Raw genomic sequence first — 16,794 nt, 5'->3', positions numbered from 1 at the left:
CCATCTCGGCTCCGGCCCCGGGCCTTCGGCGTCACCGCCGGAAGGCCCGGGGCTTTTGTGTGTCCTTTTGTGTGTCCGCCGCCGGTGGACCTGCGTCTTGTGTGTCCGCCGCCGGTGGACCTCCGCCCCGTCGTGCTCCCCGGCTGCCCGGACGGTGACCGGGTGCCGTGCGGAGCGTGGTTTCCGGCTGGATTACACTGGGCAAGTTGTCTCGGCGAGGCGGGGCCGGCCCGAACCTCCGGCACCCGACGTGATCGACGCGGCGGCTTTGAGAGGCCACCCGTGTGCGCACGTCGTGGAACTCGCCGCCGGACAGCCACAAGCAACGCTGTAGACCCCACCGCAAGGAGTGCATCCCCGTGTCCGAGGTACGTCTGACCGTCGAACCACGAACCGAGTTCGGCAAGGGGGCGGCCCGCCGCACCCGTCGTTCCGGCAAGATCCCTGCGGTGCTCTACGGCCACGGCGTCGAGCCGCGGCACCTGTCGCTGCCTGCGCTCGAGTTCGCCCGCGTCGTCCGCGAGAACGGCCAGAACGCCGTGCTCACGCTGGACGTCGCCGGCTCGAACGAGAAGTCGACCGAGCTCGCGCTGACCAAGACCGTCACCGTGCACCCGCTGAAGAACTACATCGAGCACGTCGACCTGCTGGTCGTCCACCGCGGCGAGAAGGTGACCGTGGACGTGCCGGTGGTGCTGACCGGTGAGGCCGGCCCGGGCACCCTGGTGAACCAGGACCTCGACACGATCCAGGTCGAGGTCGAGGCCCTGCACATCCCCGAGCAGTTCGAGGTGTCCATCGACGGCGCCGAGCCCGGCACCCAGATCCTCGCCTCGCAGATCCAGCTGCCCCAGGGCGCGTCGCTCGTGACCGACCCCGAGGCGATGGTCGTCGCCATCAACGAGGCCCCGACCGAGGCCGCGATGGAGGCCGAGGTCGACACCGAGGGCGCCGGTGTGGTCGAGGAGCAGCCCGAGACCCCCGAGGACGAGTCCTCGAACGAGTCGTAAGCGGACGCCGGTGGAACACGATCTGCCCGGGGCCGGCGAGCACGTGCTGCTCGCCGGCCTCGGCAATCCCGGCCCCCGCTACGCCGGCAACCGGCACAACGCGGGGTTCATGGTGCTGGACGAGCTCGCCGCCCGCATCGGCGGGAAGTTCAAGGCGCACAAGGCCGGCGCCGAGGTGCTCGAGGGGCAGCTGGCCGGGCGCAAGGTGGTGCTCGCGAAACCACGCTCGTTCATGAACCTTTCCGGCGGTCCCGTGGTGGGCACCGCCCGCTTCTTCAAGATCGCTCCCGACGGCGTCGTCGTCGTTCACGACGAGCTGGACGTGCCGTACGGCTCGGTGCGGCTGAAGTTCGGCGGTGGGGACAACGGCCACAACGGACTCCGGTCCATCACCAAGTCACTGGGCACGAAGGACTACTACCGGGTCCGCTTTGGCGTCGGCAGGCCGCCCGGCCGCATGGACGCCGCCGACTTCGTCCTCAAGGACTTCTCCACCGTGGAGCGCCGCGAGCTGGCGCTCAACGTCGACCGGTGCGCCGACGCGGTCGAGGAACTCATCGGCCGCGGCCTCACGGCGGCCCAGAACGCCTTCCACGGCGACTGAGAGTCGCGTCCACCTAGCGCAGCGTCACTCAATGGGGTTCTCCGACGCCCCTGTTCGAGTCGAGCACCCGTCTGGCCTCTTCCCGCTGTCTGTCTCAGCGATTAGGACGGAAACCAGGACGAGTGCCCGATCGAGCCGAGCCCAGGAGAGTCCGATGTCGATCACGGCAGCAGACGTGCGCAACACCGAGTTCAAGAACGCACCCATCGGCCGCCGCGGCTACGCGAAGCACGAGGTCGACGCGTTCCTGGTCCGGATCGCCAAGACCCTGTCCGATCAGGACGACCTCACGGCCGCCGAGGTGCATCACGTGCAGTTCGGACGTCCGCCGATCGGCAAGCGCGGCTACGACGAGAAGCAGGTCGACGACTTCCTCGACGCCGTCGAGGAGACCCTGCTGGCTCGCACCGGGTCCACCGGCGACCAGCACCGGGTGCCCGAGGCCCGCTCCGATTCGCCGGTCTTCGAGCGGGCCAGGGAACTGTAGATGGCGGTGACGTCCGAGGACGTGCGCAACATCCGATTCCCAGAGGCGCCGTTCGGGACACGCGGATACAACGAGTCCGAAGTGGATGCCTTCCTCGACCGCATCGCCTCCACTCTGGACGGCGAGGACGACGTGACGGCCGAGGATGTCCACGACGTCTCCTTCGGACGCACGCCGATCGGCCGCCGCTGCGGATACGACCAGGCATCCGTCGATGCCTTCCTCCGGACGGTCGAAAGCACACTCGCGGCCCGGACCGCGGCGACGTCCAGCACGCCGTACCTCGCTCCCGCGCTCGAACACACCCACACCCGCAGACCACTGTGGAGGCGGCGCGTCCGTCGGTGAGCCGGCTGGCCGGTGTGCGGCGGCAGCCGACGAGCCCGTGGCAAGACGGCGGCTCGACGTCCGTCGGCACCGCGGAGGCGACACGGGGCCGGACCGTCCGAGGCGACTCGCGAGAGGCCGTGGCCGCCGAGGTAGCCGGCATAGAAGTCGCGAGCGGCCTCGATGTCGGCCACCGGGATATCCGCGATCACCCCGACGACACGCATCCGGTCTCCTCCCCGGCGGCGGTGAAGCCATCATGGTGGACCGGCGAGTCAGCCGCACGGTTTCGGTGCACGGCACGGCCCGCCCATGGCCGCGCCCGCAGCCCTTGGGCGACCACGGCCGGCAGGCGCCGACCCGGTGCCTTCGCCTACGCCGGCCGCGTCGACCACACGGACCGCACCCCACACCCGGACGAGCCTGACGGCCGTCCCCCGGGCCCCGGCCGTCAGGCCTTGGCGTCGATGCGGTCCCGGTACTGGACGGCCGTGGCGGCGCGCTTCACCTTGCCGGACGGGGTCTTCGGCAGGCTGCCCGTCGGGAGCACGACCACCGCGTACGGCCGGGCGTCCACGGCGTCGCGGACGCGCGCGGCGACCTCCTTGACGATGCGGTTCTCCGCCTCGGCGTCACCGGCCAGTTTGGACTCCAGCACGACGGCGAAGCGCTCCCGCCGTGTGCCGGCGTCGATGCGCACGGCGACGGCGTTGCCCGCGCGCACGCCGTCGACGGAGCCCGCGGCGCGCTCGATGTCGGTCGGGTAGACGTTGCGGCCGCCGAGGATGATGACGTCCTTGCTGCGCCCGCAGATGACGATCTGCCCGCCCTCGACGAGGTAGCCGAGGTCGCCCGTGGCGAACCACCCGTCGGCGTCCTGCGTCGGCGCCGGGCCGTGCACGGTGAGGTAGCCAGGCGACACGGCGTCGCCGCGCAGCCGGATTTCCCCGACCTGCCGCTCGCCGAGCACCGTCCCGTGCTCGTCGGTGATCTGCACCTCGAGCCCGTCGAGGGGCGGTCCGAGCACCGCGAACGCGCGGACGTCGTCCGTGCCGCGCCGGGGGTCAGCCTCGGGGACCGCGACCGCGCGGTTGTGGCCCTCGAGCGGACCGGCCTCGACCACGTCGACCGTCAGCCCGGTGAACAGCGGCGCGAACGACACGGCGAGGGTCGCCTCCGCGAGCCCATAGGCCGGGAACACGCACTCCGCCGGCATCTTGAACCGCGCGCCGGCGTCGGTGAACGTCTTGACCGCCGTGGCGTCGATGGGCTCGGCGCCGTTGAGGGCGATCCGCAGGGTCGACAGGTCGTAGGCGTTGTCGTCCTCGACGCGGGCGAGCCTGCGGCCCACGATGGCGTAGGCGAAGTTCGGCGCGGCCGTGACCGTGCCCTGGTACCGGCTGATGAGCTCCGGCCACAGCAGCGGTCCGCCGAGGAACTCCACCGGCGTGACCTTGACCAGCTCGACCCCGAACGTCATCGGCACGGTCAGGAAGCCGACCATGCCCATGTCGTGGAACGTCGGGAGCCACGACACCATCACGTCGTGGTCGAAGTCCAGCTCGGCGCGCTGCGCCATGGCGCTGATGTTGGAGTAGAGGTTGCCGTGCGTGATCCGCACCGCCTTGGGCTCGGCCGTCGAGCCGCTGGTGAGCTGGAGCAGCGCGAAGTCGTCCTCGCCACTGGCCACGGGCTCGGCGATCGGCTCGGAGCCGAGCAGCTCGTCGATCTTGCGGTAGCCGATGCCGTTCTCCTCCAGCACCGGCGCGAGCTGGTCGAACGGCTCGCCGAGCACCACGAGACTCGAACCGATCATCCGCAGCACCTGCAGGGTGTCGGCGGCCCACTGCCCGAGGTCCGTGCGCGGGGTCGGCTGGTGGAGCATGGTGACGCTGCCGCCCGCCAGCCACACGCCCTGCACGGTCGGCGCGATGAGCTCCGGCGCCGCGGCCAGCACGGCCACCGCGCTGCCCGGCTCCAGCCCGCCGCCGACCAACCCACCCGCGACGCGCCTGGCCCGCTCGTGCACCTCGGCCCACGTCCTGCGGACGGGCTCCTTGGGTTCTCCCGTGACCATGCCACGCTGCCGACCACCCGCGTTCGCGGTGGCGACCATCGTCTCCACGAACCGACTCATGCTGTGACCTTAACCGCGTGGGCAGCGCGCCCCTGCCGCGGACTCACTCCACGGCCTCGGAGGTCTCCAGCCACTTCTGTTCCAGCTCGTCCTTCTCGGCCTGCAACGACTTGAGCTCGGTGTTCAGCTCCATCAGCCGTTCCGGGTCCGTGGCGGCCTCGGCCAGCGACGCGTGCAGCTTCGCCTCCTTCTCGGCGAGCGTGTCCAGCTTGCGTTCGAGCCGGGCGAGCTCCTTGGTGACCGCACGCCACTCCGCCGCCGAGACCTTCGGCTCGGCCACCGGCTCCCGCGCGGCGGGCTCCTTCACCGGGCGCGACGTCGCCACGCTCTGCCTGCGCGCGAGGTACTCGTCGATGCCGCCGGGCAGGTCGGTCACCGTGCCGTCGCCGAAGAGGGCGACGACCGTGTCGCACACCCGCTCCACGAGGTACCGGTCGTGCGACACGACCACGAGCGTGCCGGGCCAGCCGTCGAGGAGGTCCTCCAGCTGCTGCAGGGTGTCGATGTCCAGGTCGTTGGTCGGCTCGTCGAGCAGCAGCACGTTGGGCTCGGCCATGAGCAGCCGCACCAGCTGCAGCCGGCGCCGCTCGCCGCCGGAGAGGTCGGCCACGGGCGTCCACTGCCGGGCGGGCGGGAAGCCGAGCTTCTCCGCGAGCTGGGACGCGGAGAGCTCGTGCTTGCCGAGCTGCACCCGAGCGGCGACGTTCTCGACGGCCTGCAGCACGCGAAGCTCGCCCGGAAGGTCGTCCAGTTCCTGCTTGAGGTGGGCCAGCCGCACCGTCTTGCCCTCGATGCGCCGGCCGGTCTCCGGCTCGGTCTCACCCGCAAGCAGCCGCAGCAGTGTCGTCTTGCCGGAGCCGTTCACGCCCACGATGCCGATCCGGTCGCCCGGCCCGATGCGCCAGGTGACGTGGTCGAGCAACGAACGATCGCCCGCGCTGAGCGAGACGTCCTCGAGCTCCAGCACGGTCTTGCCGAGCCTGCGCTTGGCGAAGGTCAGCAGCTCCACCGAGTCGCGGGGCGGGGGCACGTCGGAGATCAGCGCCTCGGCCGCCTCCACGCGGAACCGTGGTTTGGACGTGCGGGCCTTGGCGCCGCGCTGCAGCCAGGCGAGCTCCTTGCGCGCGAGGTTCTGCCGCTTCTCCTCGGCGGCCGCGGCGAGCCGGGCCCGCTCGGCACGCGCGAACACCCAGTCCGCGTAGCCGCCCTCGTACTGCTCCACCGTGCCCGAGACGACTTCCCACGTCCGGCCGCAGACCGTGTCGAGGAACCAACGGTCGTGGGTGACGACGACGAGCGAGGTCCTGCGCGCGAGCAAATGCTCGGCCAGCCAGCGAACGCCCTCGATGTCCAGATGGTTGGTGGGCTCGTCGAGCACGACGAGGTCGAGCTCGGCCACCAACACGGCGGCCAGCGCGACCCGCCTGCGTTCCCCGCCGGAGAGCGTGGCGGTGGGTGTGTCGAGGCCGATCGCCGAGATACCCAGTCCATCCACAATGGAGCGCACACGCGCGTCGGAGGCCCACTCGTGCTCGGCGGCGAAGTCCGCCAGCACGACGTCACGGACCGTGCTTGCCTCGGGCAGGTCGGTACGCTGCGTCACCACGCCCATCCGCAGGTCGCGGACCCGGCTGACGCGGCCGCTGTCGGGTGGGGTCAGCCCGGCGAGCACCTCCAGCAACGTGGTTTTGCCACCACCGTTGAGGCCGACGACCCCGATGCGCTCGCCCTCCCCCACGCCGAGCGAGACGCCGTCGAGCAGCATGCGCTCGCCGTAGGACTTGCTGACCGACTCGAGATTGACCAGATTGGCCATCCGCTAGACAAACCTCTCCACGACTCGGGATCGTTCGGCGACCACGGCGGTCGCATCGTCGATGGTGACAGGACCGCCCGACGCGGCCCGCATGCCCTCGCCGGCGCGGAACGGCTCGGCGTGCACGCGTTCGGCAAACGCCCCGCCGGCGGGCTCGTATTCCGCCCGTACCGGCGTGGCCGTCACCAGGTCGCCGCACAGCACGGCGGCGAGCCTCACGCGTGCACCCGCGGCACCGGATCGTGTGGTGAATCGTCCCCATCGACCACACGGGCGCCGGGCACGGGCCCGTGAGCGACCCGCACCGTACGGCACACACCCGCGCCGGCCAGGCGCGCGGACACGCGCAGCGCCGTGTCGGCGTCCTCGCACAGGAACGCACAGGTCGGACCGGACCCGGACACCACGCCCGCGAGCGCGCCCGCGTCGACTCCCGCCCGCAGTGTGCGCCGGAGGTTCGGCCGCAGCGACACCGCGGCGGCCTGCAGGTCGTTGCCGAGCAGCGGCGCGAGCCGGTGCGGATCGCCCGAGGCCAGCGCCTCGACGACGGGCGCGTGCGAACCGACGCGCGGCGGGTCGCCCGCACTGCGCAGCCGGTCGAGCTCGCCGTACACCCGGGGCGTGGACAGCCCGCGTTGGTCGAACGCCAGAACCCAGTGGAAGACGTGCCGCGACAGCACGGGCACCAGCTCCTCGCCCCGGCCGGTGCCCAGCGCGGTGCCGCCGTAGAGGGCGAACGGGACGTCGCTGCCGAGCGTGGCGGCGACGTGGGCGAGCTCGTCGCGGCCGAGGTCGAGCTTCCACAGCGCTGCCAGCCCGACCAGGGTGGCGGCCGCGTCGGCGCTGCCGCCCGCCATGCCACCGGCCACGGGGATGCCCTTGCGCAGCACGATCCGGACCTTGGCGAGGTCGGCCGCCGGACGGCCGACGTGCTCGGCGAGCGCGTGGACGGCGCGCCAGGCGAGGTTGTTCTCGCCGGTCGGCACGACCTTGGCCCCTTCGCCGTGCACCTCCAGGCCGGGTTCCTCGGCGGCGGCGACGGTCACCTCGTCGCTCAGCGACAGAGCCTGGAAGATCGTCGTGAGCTCGTGGTAGCCGTCCTTGCGCGCCTCACCGACCGACAGGTGCACGTTGATCTTGGAGGGCACCTTGACGGTCACGGGCGGAGGTACGACGGCGAGCACGTCCCAAGCCTACTTGGCGGTATCACCAGCGGCGCGCGACCAGCTCCGATGTCGCCCTCGGACGGCTGGTCAGGCGGCCACGTTGCGCAGGCCGCACAGGGTGTGCGTGACGTGGGCGCCGCGCTCGGCGATCCACGCCAGCGCCGCGTCGGCGCGCTGCCCCCGCACACCGAGGCGGAACCTCGCGACCGGCGTGTCACCGAAGCGGGTCAGGCCACCGCCGATGGTGGCGAGCTCGACGTCGAACCGGCTCGCGGCCTCCGGAAGCAGGGCGCCGACGGCCGCGAAGCCGACGAGCACCACGTCCACCGCGACGTCGTACTGAGCGGCCTCGGCGCGGGAGGTCGTGATGACGGGCAGCAGCTCGTCCGCGATCCGGCTGCCGTGCTTGCCGAGCAGCCCCAGCAGGTTGCCGCTCTCCACCACCGAGCCGCGCTCGAGCAGGGCGACGTCGTCGCACACGCGCCGCACCACCGCCGGGTCGGGCGTGGTGACGAGAACGGTCGCCCCGAACTCGGCGCGGGCGCGATCGAGCACCGACAGCACCGCGCCGCTCTCTTCGGCGTCGACGCCGCCGGTCGGGTCGTCGGCCAGCAGCACGGCAGGTGCCGTGGCGAGCGCCCGGGCCACGGCGACCCGGCGTTGTTGTCCCGGCGTCAGCTCGGCGGGCAGCTGGGCGGCCGCGCGGCTGAGCCCGATGAGGTCGAGCAACGTGCCCACCCGCTGACGGCGGCGGGGCGCGTCCACTCCGAGGCGCTCGAGCGGCGCGGCGACGTTGCCCGCCACGGTGCGCTCCGGCCGCAGTTTCGGGTCGACCACACCGACCTGGCTGCGCGCCTCCCGGAGTTTGCGACCCTCGAGCGCCGTGAGGTTGATGCCGTCGTACCGCACGGCACCGCGGTCCGGCCGTTCCTGCAGCGCGACGCACCGGGCCAGCGTCGACTTGCCGGCGCCCTCGGCGCCGACCACGCCGTACAGCGCGCCCGCGCCCACGTCGAGGCTCACCTCGCGCAGGGCGTGCACGGGCGCACCGGCACGACCGGGGAACGACTTGCTCACGTTGTCGACGGTGATCACGAAGGCTCCAAGACAGCTCGAGTCGCAGCGACACACGTCCGGACCAGGACGGGCGCTGGAAGGTGACGAAAGGTGGTACTGAGTCGGATCAGGAAGCGGCGCGGTGGCGACAACACGCACTGACCGTGCGGCGGCCTTGATCGACGACTCGGCGCTTCGTGAGCAGTCGCGAGCGGTACACAGGATCCTCCATCGGTCCTGGCGTTAGCACCTTCCCGCGATCACCGCGGGCGGTTGCTGCGACGTCGTCGAGCCAGGTCTCTCGGTCGCTCGGGATGGATGCCCATAAAGTACACCCGAACCGGACACGCGAAAGCAAGCCGGTGGGTACAGATCACACGTTCGCCGCGATGGCGACGTAGTCCTCGATGCCGAGCTGTTCCCCGCGCGTGCGTGGATCGATCCCCGCCGCGGCGAGGAGCTCGCCGGCGCGAACGGCCGAACCGGCCCACCCGGCCAGTGCGGCACGCAGAGTCTTCCGCCGCTGGGAGAAAGCCGCGTCGACGAGCGCGAACACGCGGTCGCGGTCCACACCTTCCCGAGGTTGCCCGCGCTCGAAGGCGACGAGCGACGAGTCGACGTTCGGCACCGGCCAGAACACCGACCTCGGCACGGCGGCGACCTTGCGCGCGGTGCCGTACCACGCCAGCTTCACGCTCGGCACGCCGTAGACGCGGCTGCCGGGAGCGGCGGCCATGCGGTCGGCCACCTCGGTCTGGACCATGACGAGCGCCCGCCGCAGCGACGGCAGCTCGCCGAGCAGGTGGAGCACCACCGGCACGGCGACGTTGTACGGCAGGTTGGCGACGAGCGCGTCCGGAGCCACGTCGAGGTCGGTGGCCCGCAGGCGCAGCGCGTCGTCGGCGACGACGGCCAGCCGGTCCGCCGCCGCGGGCGCGTGGGCTCGCACGGTCTCGGGCAGCCGCCCGGCGAGCACCTGGTCGATCTCCACGGCCACGACGCGCGCACCGGAACCGAGCAGGCCGAGCGTCAGCGACCCGAGCCCGGGGCCGACCTCCAGCACGACGTCATCGGCACCGACGTCGGCGAGCTCGACGATGCGGCGCACCGTGTTGGCGTCGTGCACGAAGTTCTGCCCGAGCTTCTTCGTGGGGCGCACGTCGAGTTCGGCGGCAAGCCCCCGGATCTCGGCGGGCCCGAGCAGGCTCGGCGTCTCGGCGGTCACCTTCCGAGTTCAGCACAGCGGCGCGCCCCGCCTCGACCAGGGGTGGTGGTCGGGGCGCGGCGCGCGGCGGAGCTGGTTACGAGAGGCCAAGCTGCGACGAGCACGACGGCCAGGCGCCGTACCCACCGCGGTCGTCGCGGACCTTGGTGGCGATGGCGATCTGCTGCTCGCGGCTGGCCTGGTGCGGGTAGGCGGCGTAGGCGTCGCCGCCGTAGGCGTCCCAGGTGCTCTTGTCGAACTGCAGGCCACCGTAGTAGCCGTTGCCGGTGTTGGTGGCCCAGTTGCCGCCGGACTCGCACTCGGCGAGGCGGTCCCACACCGCACCGTCGGAGATGACCGGCTGCGGCGGCTCCTTGGTGCCGACCCGCACGACCTTCTCCTTCGCCTCCTTGACGACCTTGCTCGACAGCTCCTCGCGGGCGATCTCGCGGTCGTTCTTCTTGGTGACGCGGTAGGTGACGATCTTCTCGCCGGGAACGCCCTCTTCCTCGACGATCTCCTTGCCCTCTTCGAGCTCGGGGTCCTCGACGTAGCGGACCTCCGGCTCGATGATCTCCGTCTCGTTCACCACGGAGACGCCGGTGCGGCTGATGTGCACCTCGGCACCGTCGAGGAGCCGGAGCTCCAGGCCGCCGTCGATCTCGTCCTCGGGGCCCAGGCTGAGGTTGAGCTCGCGCAGGAGCTCCTTCGCCGTGACGGCGTTGGTGGTCAGCTCTCGCGGGGCGTTGCCGCCGTCGAAGAGGGTGATGTGCTTGAGCGTCTTCACCTCGAGGGTCATGCCCTCCAGCGGCACCTCGCCGTTGACCGGCGTGGAGAACCAGGTGCCCTTCTGGTTGAGCTCGTCGAGGCCGAGCTGTGTCAGCGCCTCGCCGACGGTGGTGGCGCGGACCCAGGACTCGCGCTGCTCGCCGTCGACGATCAGGTTGAGGTGGCGGCCGCGCTCCAGCTTGATGACCCCACCGTCGCCGACCTCGGCCTGCGGGGAGGGCGAGAGGGCGTCGTGCGCGCCGACCGAGATGCCCGCGTCGGAGAGGACCTCGCCGACGGTGTCACCGAAGCTGCGGACGGTCTGCTTCTCGCCGTCGACATCGAGCGTGACGCTCTTGTTCATCGCGAGCGCCGCGGCACCGCCACCGGTGAGCGTCATCATCACGGCGAGGACGGTGCCCTTGAGAAAACGCTTCTTCCACGTCTTGACCGCGGTGGCGAGACCGTCCTCGGGCTCCTCGTCGGCCTCCGCGGTGCGGTCGGCGGCCGCCTCGTCGGGGACGACGATGGCGGGGAGCATGGTCGTCTCGGCGTTGATGAGCCGGATGAGCTCGTCGACGTCGACGTTCGCCTCGGCCATCAGGTCGTCGGCGTCGGGGCCGAGCACGGCGAGAACGTCGCCCCGGGTCACCCGGGGGTCGGACGAGAACTCCAGGTCGTACGGCCGGTCGAGCAGGGCTGTCGAGCCGCCGGATCTCGGCGAGGCGTCGAGACCCGCGTCAGCGCGCCCGTAGCTACCAGTCACAGGGTCAATCCCTTTCACGCATGGCCAGGACTCCCGCAGTCAGCGCCGCCCCTTGACGTCCCGGAGGACATCACCCCGACGTACACCGACGTGACTGTGGGCCAACCAGTTGGCGGCTCGTCCGAACCACCATCCAGCACGGTCACGGGACCGTAACGAACCCCCTAGGGGTTGCGCAAACACCCCCTGCAATCTCGTGAGCTTGATCACTGAGTCGAATGACGGACAGGTCTCCACCTTTGTCGCAGTCCGTTCAACCCGAGGTGACGCTGGGCAATCGGAAGACGCGTTCGGCGTTGGCCCGGACGGCATTCGCGACGTCCTCCACCGGTTCGCCCCGGAGTTCGGCGAGGCCGTGCACGGTGTAGGCCGCGCAGTACGGCTCGTTGGGCCTGCCCCGGAACGGATGGGGCGTCAGGAACGGCGCGTCCGTCTCGACCAGGTAGCCGTCCGAGGGCACGAGCTTGGCGGCCTCGTGCAGCGCCCTGGCGTTGCGGAAGGTCACCGTGCCCGCGAAGGACAGCACGTACCCCGCATCCGCACAGCGGCGCGCCATCTCGGCGTCTCCGGAGAAGCAGTGGAACACCACCGTGTCCGGCGCGCCCTCCTCCTCGAGGATCCGCAGCACGTCGTCGTGGGCGTCGCGATCGTGGATCATCAACGGCTTGCGTACGCGCTTGGCGAGGTCGATGTGCCAGCGGAACGCCTCCTGCTGGGCCTCGGGCGGCGAGTAGTCCCAGTAGTAGTCCAGGCCGGTCTCGCCCACCGCCACCACGCGCTCGCCCCGCACCAGACGCTCCACTTCGGACTTCTCGGCGTCGCCGAAGTCCTTGGTGCGCGTGGGATGGACGGCACACGCCGCGAACACCCGGTCGTCCCACGTGGACGCCTCGGCCGCCCAGCGCGCGGCGGCGAGGTCGTCGGCCACCGTCACGACCCGCTCGATGCCGGCCTCGCCTGCGCGGTCGAGCAGCCTCGCCACGTCGGCCGCCGTCTCGGCGCCGCAGGCGTCCAGGTGGGTGTGCGCGTCGATCGCCGGCGCCGGAAGCCGGTCCGGAACGGGCGGCCGCTGGTCCCGCTTGCTCACGCTCACGCCTGCTCGATCGGAGCCCACTCCGGTCCGGTCTCGCCGAGCTTGGGGTCGAGCTTGGCGAACAGCGGCGACGGCTTGGCCAGTGGCCTGTCCACCTCGATCGGCACGGACTCCCAGCGCGCCTGCTCGCGGGTGTAGTCCCCGGTGAGGATCGGGTTGATACGGCCGGGGATGTCGAGGTCCTCGACCTCCTTCAGTTCCGGCTGCGCCGCCCACACCCCGGTGCCGCCGAGCGCCTCGTGGACCTTCTGCGCGGCGTGCGGCAGGAACGGGGTCAGCAGCGTGTTGGCGTCCGAGACCACCTGCAGGGCCGTGTGCAGGACGGTGTCCCTGCGCTCGGGGTCGTCCTTGAGCTTCCACGGCTCCTGGTCGGAGAGGTACCGGTTCGCCGCCGACACCACGCGCATGGCCTCGCTCACGGCCTGCTTGAACCGCGACCGCTGCAGGTGCCCACCGACGGTGTCGAACGCTGCGCGGGCCAGGGCCTTGAGCTCCTCGTCGGCCTGCTGCGGGGCGTTCGGCCGCGGCACACCGCCGTTGTTCTTGTGCGCCATGGAGATCGACCGGTTGACGAGGTTGCCCCACTCGTTGGCGAGCTCGAAGTTGACCCGGCGCACGAACTCGTCCCAGGTGAAGTCGGTGTCCTGGGTCTCGGGGCCCGCGACGCTGATGAAGTACCGCAGCGTGTCGGGGCCGAACTCGCGCAGGAAGTCCTCGACGTAGATCACCGTGCCGCGCGAGGTCGAGAACTTCGAGCCGCTCATGGTGAGGAACTCGCTCGACACGATCTCGCCGGGCAGGGCCAGCGTGCCGTACGGCCCGGGCTCGCCGCCCTTGTCTCCCTGGCCGTTGTGCCCGAGCAGCTGCGCGGGCCAGATCTGGGCGTGGAAGGTGATGTTGTCCTTGCCCATGAAGTAGTACGACCGCGCGTCGGGGTTGGTCCACCACTCGCGCCAGGCGTCCTTGTCGCCCGAGCGGCGGGCCCACTCGACGCTGGCGGAGAAGTAGCCGATGACGGCGTCGAACCACACGTAGAACCGCTTGAGCGGCTGGTCGCGCCACTCGTCCAGCGGCACCTTGACGCCCCAGTCGAGGTCGCGCGTGATCGGCCGGGGGCGCATGTCGTCGACGAGGTTCCTGGTGAAGTTGAGGACGTTGGGCCGCCAGTCGGTCTTGGTGGACAGCCACTTGCCGAGCGTCTCGGTGAACGCGGGCAGGTCGAGGAACAGGTGCTCGGTCTCGACGAACTTCGGCGTCTCGCCGTTGATGCGCGAGCGCGGGTTCTTCAGCTCGGCGGCGTCGAGCTGGTTGCCGCAGTTGTCGCACTGGTCGCCGCGCGCGCCGTCGTAGCCGCAGATGGGGCAGGTGCCCTCGATGTAGCGGTCGGGCAGCGTGCGGCCGGTCGAGGGGCTGACCGCGCCCGTGGTGGTCTTCGGCACCACGTAGCCGTTGCGGTGCAGCGCCAGGAAGATCTGCTGCGTCACCTCGGCGTGGTTGCCGGTGGTGGTGCGGGTGAACAGGTCGTAGCTCAGCCCGAGGCCGCGGAGGTCCTCGCCGATCTGCCTGGTGTACTTGTCGGCGGTCTCCTGGGGGGAGAGCCCCTCCTTGTCGGCCTGCACCAGGATCGGGGTGCCGTGCTCGTCGGTCCCCGAGATCATGAGCACGCGGTTGCCGGCCATTCGCTGGTAACGGGAGAAGACGTCCGACGGGACGCCGAATCCGGATACGTGGCCGATGTGGCGGGGGCCGTTGGCATAGGGCCAGGCCACCGCGGTCAACACAGGGGTGCTCATGCCTGTTTAGCCTACGGATGGCGTCTCGTCCCGTTGCGCCGGGAGTGGAGGAGGTCGGCCATGTCGGCGACGCGGTTGCTCGTGCTCGGCGTCGTGCGGATGTACGGCAGCGCGCACGGTTACCAGGTGCGCCGCGAGCTGCTGTCGTGGTCGGCCGACACGTGGGCCAACGTGCAGCCGGGTTCGATCTACCACGCGCTGAAAAAGATGACCGCCGAAGGACTGCTCGAACCCGCGGAGCGCGACACCGAGGGCAGGGGGCCCGATCGGGTCGCGTACCGGCTCACCAGCGCGGGCGAGGCGGACTTCGAGCGGCAGCTGCACGCCATGCTCGGCGAGGTGCGCGACGACGTCGCGGGCCGGTTCGGGTTCGCGGCGGCGGTGGCGTTCCTGCCCGCGCTCACCCGCGAGCGCGCGCTGAGCCTGCTGAAATACCGGCTGACCCAGCTCAAGGGCAACCAGGCGAACGTGGCCGCGCTGCTCGAACACGGCACCGACTGGGGGCAGCCACAGCACGTCATGGCGCTCTACCGGCTCTGGCACGCGCACGCCGACGCCGACATCGCCTGGACCGAGGACATGATCGCCCGGCTGCGGGCCGGCGAGTACGTGATGGCCGACGACCCGGGGCCCGCGTTCGGCGAACCCGTTCACTCTCCGCGATAAGGATTTGACCTCGCGCGCACTGTGCGGCAGCGTTGTCCGGCATCACTAGTCAAATTTGATTAGCCCGATGGGGGTCTCATGATCAAGGCGCGCGGCCTGCAACGGCGGTTCACCGCCCGTGGCCGCACCGTGGACGCCGTGAAGGGCGTCGACATCGACGTCGCCGAGGGCGAACTCGTCGGTTTCCTCGGACCCAACGGCGCAGGAAAGACGACCACACTGCGCATGCTCACCACCCTGCTACGGCCGACGGCGGGCGAGGCGACGGTGGCCGGCTGCGACCTGCGCACCGACCCGCTCGGCGTGCGCAAGCGCATCGGCTACGTCGCCCAGGGCGGCGGCACCTCACCCGAATGCCGGGTGGCCGAGGAGATCGAGCTGCAGGGCAGGCTGTACGGCCTGGCGAAGGCCGAGGCGAGGAAACGCGGCGCGGTGCTCACCGAACAGCTCGACCTGGCCGGGCTCGACCAGCGGCTCACCAAGACGCTCTCCGGTGGCCAGCGGCGCAGGCTCGACATCGCGCTGGGCCTGGTCCACGCACCGAAGCTCGTGTTCTTCGACGAGCCCACCACCGGGCTCGATCCGCAGAGCCGGGCCAACCTCTGGGAGCACATCCGGAGGCTGCGCGCCGAGCACGGCGTGACGCTCTTCCTCACCACGCACTACCTGGACGAGGCCGACTCGCTCTGCGACCGGATCCTCGTGATCGACAACGGGCGCATCGTCGCCGAGGGCAGCCCCGACTCGCTCAAGGCACGGGTGTCCGGCGACGGTGTGGTGATCGGGGTCGACGACGGCGCGGCCGGCAGGGCCGCCGAGATCGTCGGCAGGGTCGAGGGCGCCCACGAGGTGACCGTCGGTCATGACGAGGTGCGCTTTCGCGTACCACGCGGCGACACCGCGCTGCCCGAGCTACTGCGCGCGTTCGACGCGGCGGGCGTGGCACCCCGATCGATGCAGGTGACCCGGCCGACGCTGGACGACGTGTTCCTGACGCTCACCGGGCGGACGCTGCGGGACGCGGAAACCCCACAGGAGACGGAGGAGCCCGCCCATGTTGCGTGACATCTGGCTGATCTTCCGGCGCGACCTGGCGTTGTCGTTGCGCAACCCGGCGTGGATCCTCATCGGGGTGATGCAGCCGGTACTGTATCTCGTGCTGTTCGGGCCGCTGATGGACAAGATCGTCACGAGCACGCCCGGCTTCCCTCCGGGCAGCAGCTGGACCATCCTCACCCCGGCGCTCGTCATCCAGCTGGCGCTGTTCAGCGCGTCGTTCGCCGGGTTCGCGCTGCTCGCCGACTTCCGCAGCGGCGTCGTCGAACGGCTCCGCGTCACCCCCGCGAGCAGGACGGCGCTGCTGCTGGGCAAGGTGCTCAACAACGCGCTGCAGACGATCGTCCAGACCGTCGTGCTCACCGTGCTGGCGCTGCTGTTCTTCGATCTCGCGGCACCGCTCGGCGGCGTGCTGCTCACGCTGCTCATCGTCGCGCTGCTGTCGGTGACGCTCTCCTCCGCCTCGTATGCGCTCGCGCTGACGGTCAAGAGTGAGGAGTCGTTCCCGGCCCTGCTCAACGCCGTGCTGATGCCGGTGCTGCTGCTGTCGGGAATCCTGGTGCCGATCACCACCGGGCTCGCGCCCGAATGGCTCTACACCATTTCGCGGATCAACCCGTTCACGCACATCGTGGACGCGGGTCGCGCCGGATTCCGCGGTGACATCACGATGGATGCGATGTTCACCGGTTCGGTCGTGCTCGTGGTGCTGATGGCGCTCGCCGTGTTCTGGGGAACACACACGTTCCGCAAGGAAAACGCCTGACACGCCCGGGCTGCGAGCCACCTTGCGTGCCAGCCGCGCACGTAAGGTGGCCTCCACCGCATTCGGCGAGGTCGAGGTG

At 70.9% G+C, this 16,794-nt stretch carries 16 protein-coding genes and 1 riboswitch; of the genes, 7 read left to right on the top strand and 9 right to left on the bottom strand.

Features of this window, described 5'->3' with window-relative positions:
- The first annotated feature begins 359 nt into the window (after nucleotides 1–359).
- The 4 genes from ACFSZT_RS10405 to ACFSZT_RS10390 all read left to right on the top strand — a co-directional run bounded on the left by ACFSZT_RS10405 (nucleotide 360) and on the right by ACFSZT_RS10390 (nucleotide 2,449).
- Nucleotides 360–1,010 (top strand): 50S ribosomal protein L25/general stress protein Ctc, encoded by a 651-nt coding sequence (locus ACFSZT_RS10405; protein ID WP_377389734.1) that lies wholly within the window; start codon nucleotides 360–362, stop codon nucleotides 1,008–1,010.
- A gap of 10 nt (nucleotides 1,011–1,020) precedes the next feature.
- Nucleotides 1,021–1,614 (top strand): aminoacyl-tRNA hydrolase, encoded by a 594-nt coding sequence (gene pth, locus ACFSZT_RS10400; protein WP_377389732.1) that lies wholly within the window; start codon nucleotides 1,021–1,023, stop codon nucleotides 1,612–1,614.
- 154 nt (nucleotides 1,615–1,768) lie between these two features.
- The gene (locus ACFSZT_RS10395) at nucleotides 1,769–2,101 is read left to right on the top strand and encodes a DivIVA domain-containing protein (RefSeq protein ID WP_377389730.1); all 333 of its coding nucleotides are present in this window, start codon (nucleotides 1,769–1,771) and stop codon (nucleotides 2,099–2,101) included.
- The gene (locus ACFSZT_RS10390; protein ID WP_377389728.1) at nucleotides 2,102–2,449 is read left to right on the top strand and encodes a DivIVA domain-containing protein; all 348 of its coding nucleotides are present in this window, start codon (nucleotides 2,102–2,104) and stop codon (nucleotides 2,447–2,449) included. It abuts the gene before it with no gap.
- A 430-nt stretch (nucleotides 2,450–2,879) separates the two neighbouring features.
- Here the strand turns inward: ACFSZT_RS10390 and ACFSZT_RS10385 are convergent, their stop codons facing one another.
- The 9 genes from ACFSZT_RS10385 to metG form a co-directional block, all read right to left on the bottom strand.
- Entirely contained in the window at nucleotides 2,880–4,565 is a 1,686-nt protein-coding gene (locus tag ACFSZT_RS10385; protein ID WP_377389726.1) for a fatty acyl-AMP ligase, read from the bottom strand.
- Between the two features lie 43 nt (nucleotides 4,566–4,608).
- Nucleotides 4,609–6,381 (bottom strand): ABC-F family ATP-binding cassette domain-containing protein, encoded by a 1,773-nt coding sequence (locus tag ACFSZT_RS10380; protein WP_377389724.1) that lies wholly within the window; start codon nucleotides 6,379–6,381, stop codon nucleotides 4,609–4,611.
- Between the two features lie 3 nt (nucleotides 6,382–6,384).
- Nucleotides 6,385–6,600, bottom strand: a complete 216-nt coding sequence (locus tag ACFSZT_RS10375) for a hypothetical protein (protein WP_377389722.1) — start codon at nucleotides 6,598–6,600, stop codon at nucleotides 6,385–6,387.
- Nucleotides 6,597–7,565 (bottom strand): 4-(cytidine 5'-diphospho)-2-C-methyl-D-erythritol kinase, encoded by a 969-nt coding sequence (locus ACFSZT_RS10370; RefSeq protein ID WP_377389720.1) that lies wholly within the window; start codon nucleotides 7,563–7,565, stop codon nucleotides 6,597–6,599. The genes ACFSZT_RS10375 and ACFSZT_RS10370 overlap by 4 nt, the downstream gene beginning before the upstream one ends.
- 69 nt (nucleotides 7,566–7,634) lie before the next feature.
- Complete coding sequence (locus ACFSZT_RS10365; protein WP_377389718.1) at nucleotides 7,635–8,642, bottom strand: methionine ABC transporter ATP-binding protein; 1,008 nt, start codon at nucleotides 8,640–8,642, stop codon at nucleotides 7,635–7,637.
- A gap of 186 nt (nucleotides 8,643–8,828) precedes the next feature.
- Nucleotides 8,829–8,924, bottom strand: a riboswitch (SAM riboswitch).
- 52 nt (nucleotides 8,925–8,976) lie between these two features.
- Nucleotides 8,977–9,828 carry a 16S rRNA (adenine(1518)-N(6)/adenine(1519)-N(6))-dimethyltransferase RsmA gene (gene rsmA / locus ACFSZT_RS10360; protein ID WP_377389717.1) on the bottom strand — a complete coding sequence of 284 codons (852 nt, stop codon included), beginning with the start codon at nucleotides 9,826–9,828 and terminating at the stop codon, nucleotides 8,977–8,979.
- A 76-nt stretch (nucleotides 9,829–9,904) separates the two neighbouring features.
- A complete protein-coding gene (locus ACFSZT_RS10355; protein WP_377389863.1) occupies nucleotides 9,905–11,272 on the bottom strand; it encodes a transglycosylase family protein in 1,368 nt (455 codons plus the stop codon).
- Nucleotides 11,273–11,594: 322 nt separating this feature from the next.
- Nucleotides 11,595–12,428, bottom strand: coding sequence for a TatD family hydrolase (locus ACFSZT_RS10350; protein WP_377389861.1), 834 nt, complete (start codon nucleotides 12,426–12,428; stop codon nucleotides 11,595–11,597).
- 2 nt (nucleotides 12,429–12,430) lie between these two features.
- Nucleotides 12,431–14,227 carry a methionine--tRNA ligase gene (gene metG, locus ACFSZT_RS10345; protein ID WP_377389716.1) on the bottom strand — a complete coding sequence of 599 codons (1,797 nt, stop codon included), beginning with the start codon at nucleotides 14,225–14,227 and terminating at the stop codon, nucleotides 12,431–12,433.
- A gap of 60 nt (nucleotides 14,228–14,287) precedes the next feature.
- Between metG and ACFSZT_RS10340 the strand changes: the two genes are divergently transcribed.
- From ACFSZT_RS10340 to ACFSZT_RS10330, 3 genes are all read left to right on the top strand, one after another.
- Nucleotides 14,288–14,893 carry a PadR family transcriptional regulator gene (locus tag ACFSZT_RS10340; protein ID WP_377389715.1) on the top strand — a complete coding sequence of 202 codons (606 nt, stop codon included), beginning with the start codon at nucleotides 14,288–14,290 and terminating at the stop codon, nucleotides 14,891–14,893.
- 78 nt (nucleotides 14,894–14,971) lie between these two features.
- Nucleotides 14,972–15,958: an ATP-binding cassette domain-containing protein gene (locus ACFSZT_RS10335; RefSeq protein WP_377389714.1), complete on the top strand. Its 987-nt coding sequence runs from the start codon at nucleotides 14,972–14,974 to the stop codon at nucleotides 15,956–15,958.
- Nucleotides 15,948–16,715: an ABC transporter permease gene (locus ACFSZT_RS10330; RefSeq protein ID WP_377389712.1), complete on the top strand. Its 768-nt coding sequence runs from the start codon at nucleotides 15,948–15,950 to the stop codon at nucleotides 16,713–16,715. The genes ACFSZT_RS10335 and ACFSZT_RS10330 overlap by 11 nt, the downstream gene beginning before the upstream one ends.
- The last annotated feature ends 79 nt before the right edge of the window (nucleotides 16,716–16,794 follow it).

The organism is Prauserella oleivorans (assembly GCF_042685745.1).
GTDB classification, from domain to species: domain Bacteria; phylum Actinomycetota; class Actinomycetes; order Mycobacteriales; family Pseudonocardiaceae; genus Prauserella_A; species Prauserella_A oleivorans.
This window is presented reverse-complemented; position numbering and strand designations above follow the sequence as displayed.

Coding starts and splice junctions, on each gene's coding strand:
- ACFSZT_RS10395 (WP_377389730.1), top strand. CDS start 1,769: ATGTCGATCACGGCAGCAGACGTGCGCAACACCGAGTTCAAGAACGCA.
- metG (WP_377389716.1), bottom strand. CDS start 14,227: ATGAGCACCCCTGTGTTGACCGCGGTGGCCTGGCCCTATGCCAACGGC.
- ACFSZT_RS10335 (WP_377389714.1), top strand. CDS start 14,972: ATGATCAAGGCGCGCGGCCTGCAACGGCGGTTCACCGCCCGTGGCCGC.
- ACFSZT_RS10330 (WP_377389712.1), top strand. CDS start 15,948: ATGTTGCGTGACATCTGGCTGATCTTCCGGCGCGACCTGGCGTTGTCG.
- ACFSZT_RS10390 (WP_377389728.1), top strand. CDS start 2,102: ATGGCGGTGACGTCCGAGGACGTGCGCAACATCCGATTCCCAGAGGCG.
- ACFSZT_RS10385 (WP_377389726.1), bottom strand. CDS start 4,565: ATGAGTCGGTTCGTGGAGACGATGGTCGCCACCGCGAACGCGGGTGGT.
- ACFSZT_RS10380 (WP_377389724.1), bottom strand. CDS start 6,381: ATGGCCAATCTGGTCAATCTCGAGTCGGTCAGCAAGTCCTACGGCGAG.
- ACFSZT_RS10340 (WP_377389715.1), top strand. CDS start 14,288: ATGTCGGCGACGCGGTTGCTCGTGCTCGGCGTCGTGCGGATGTACGGC.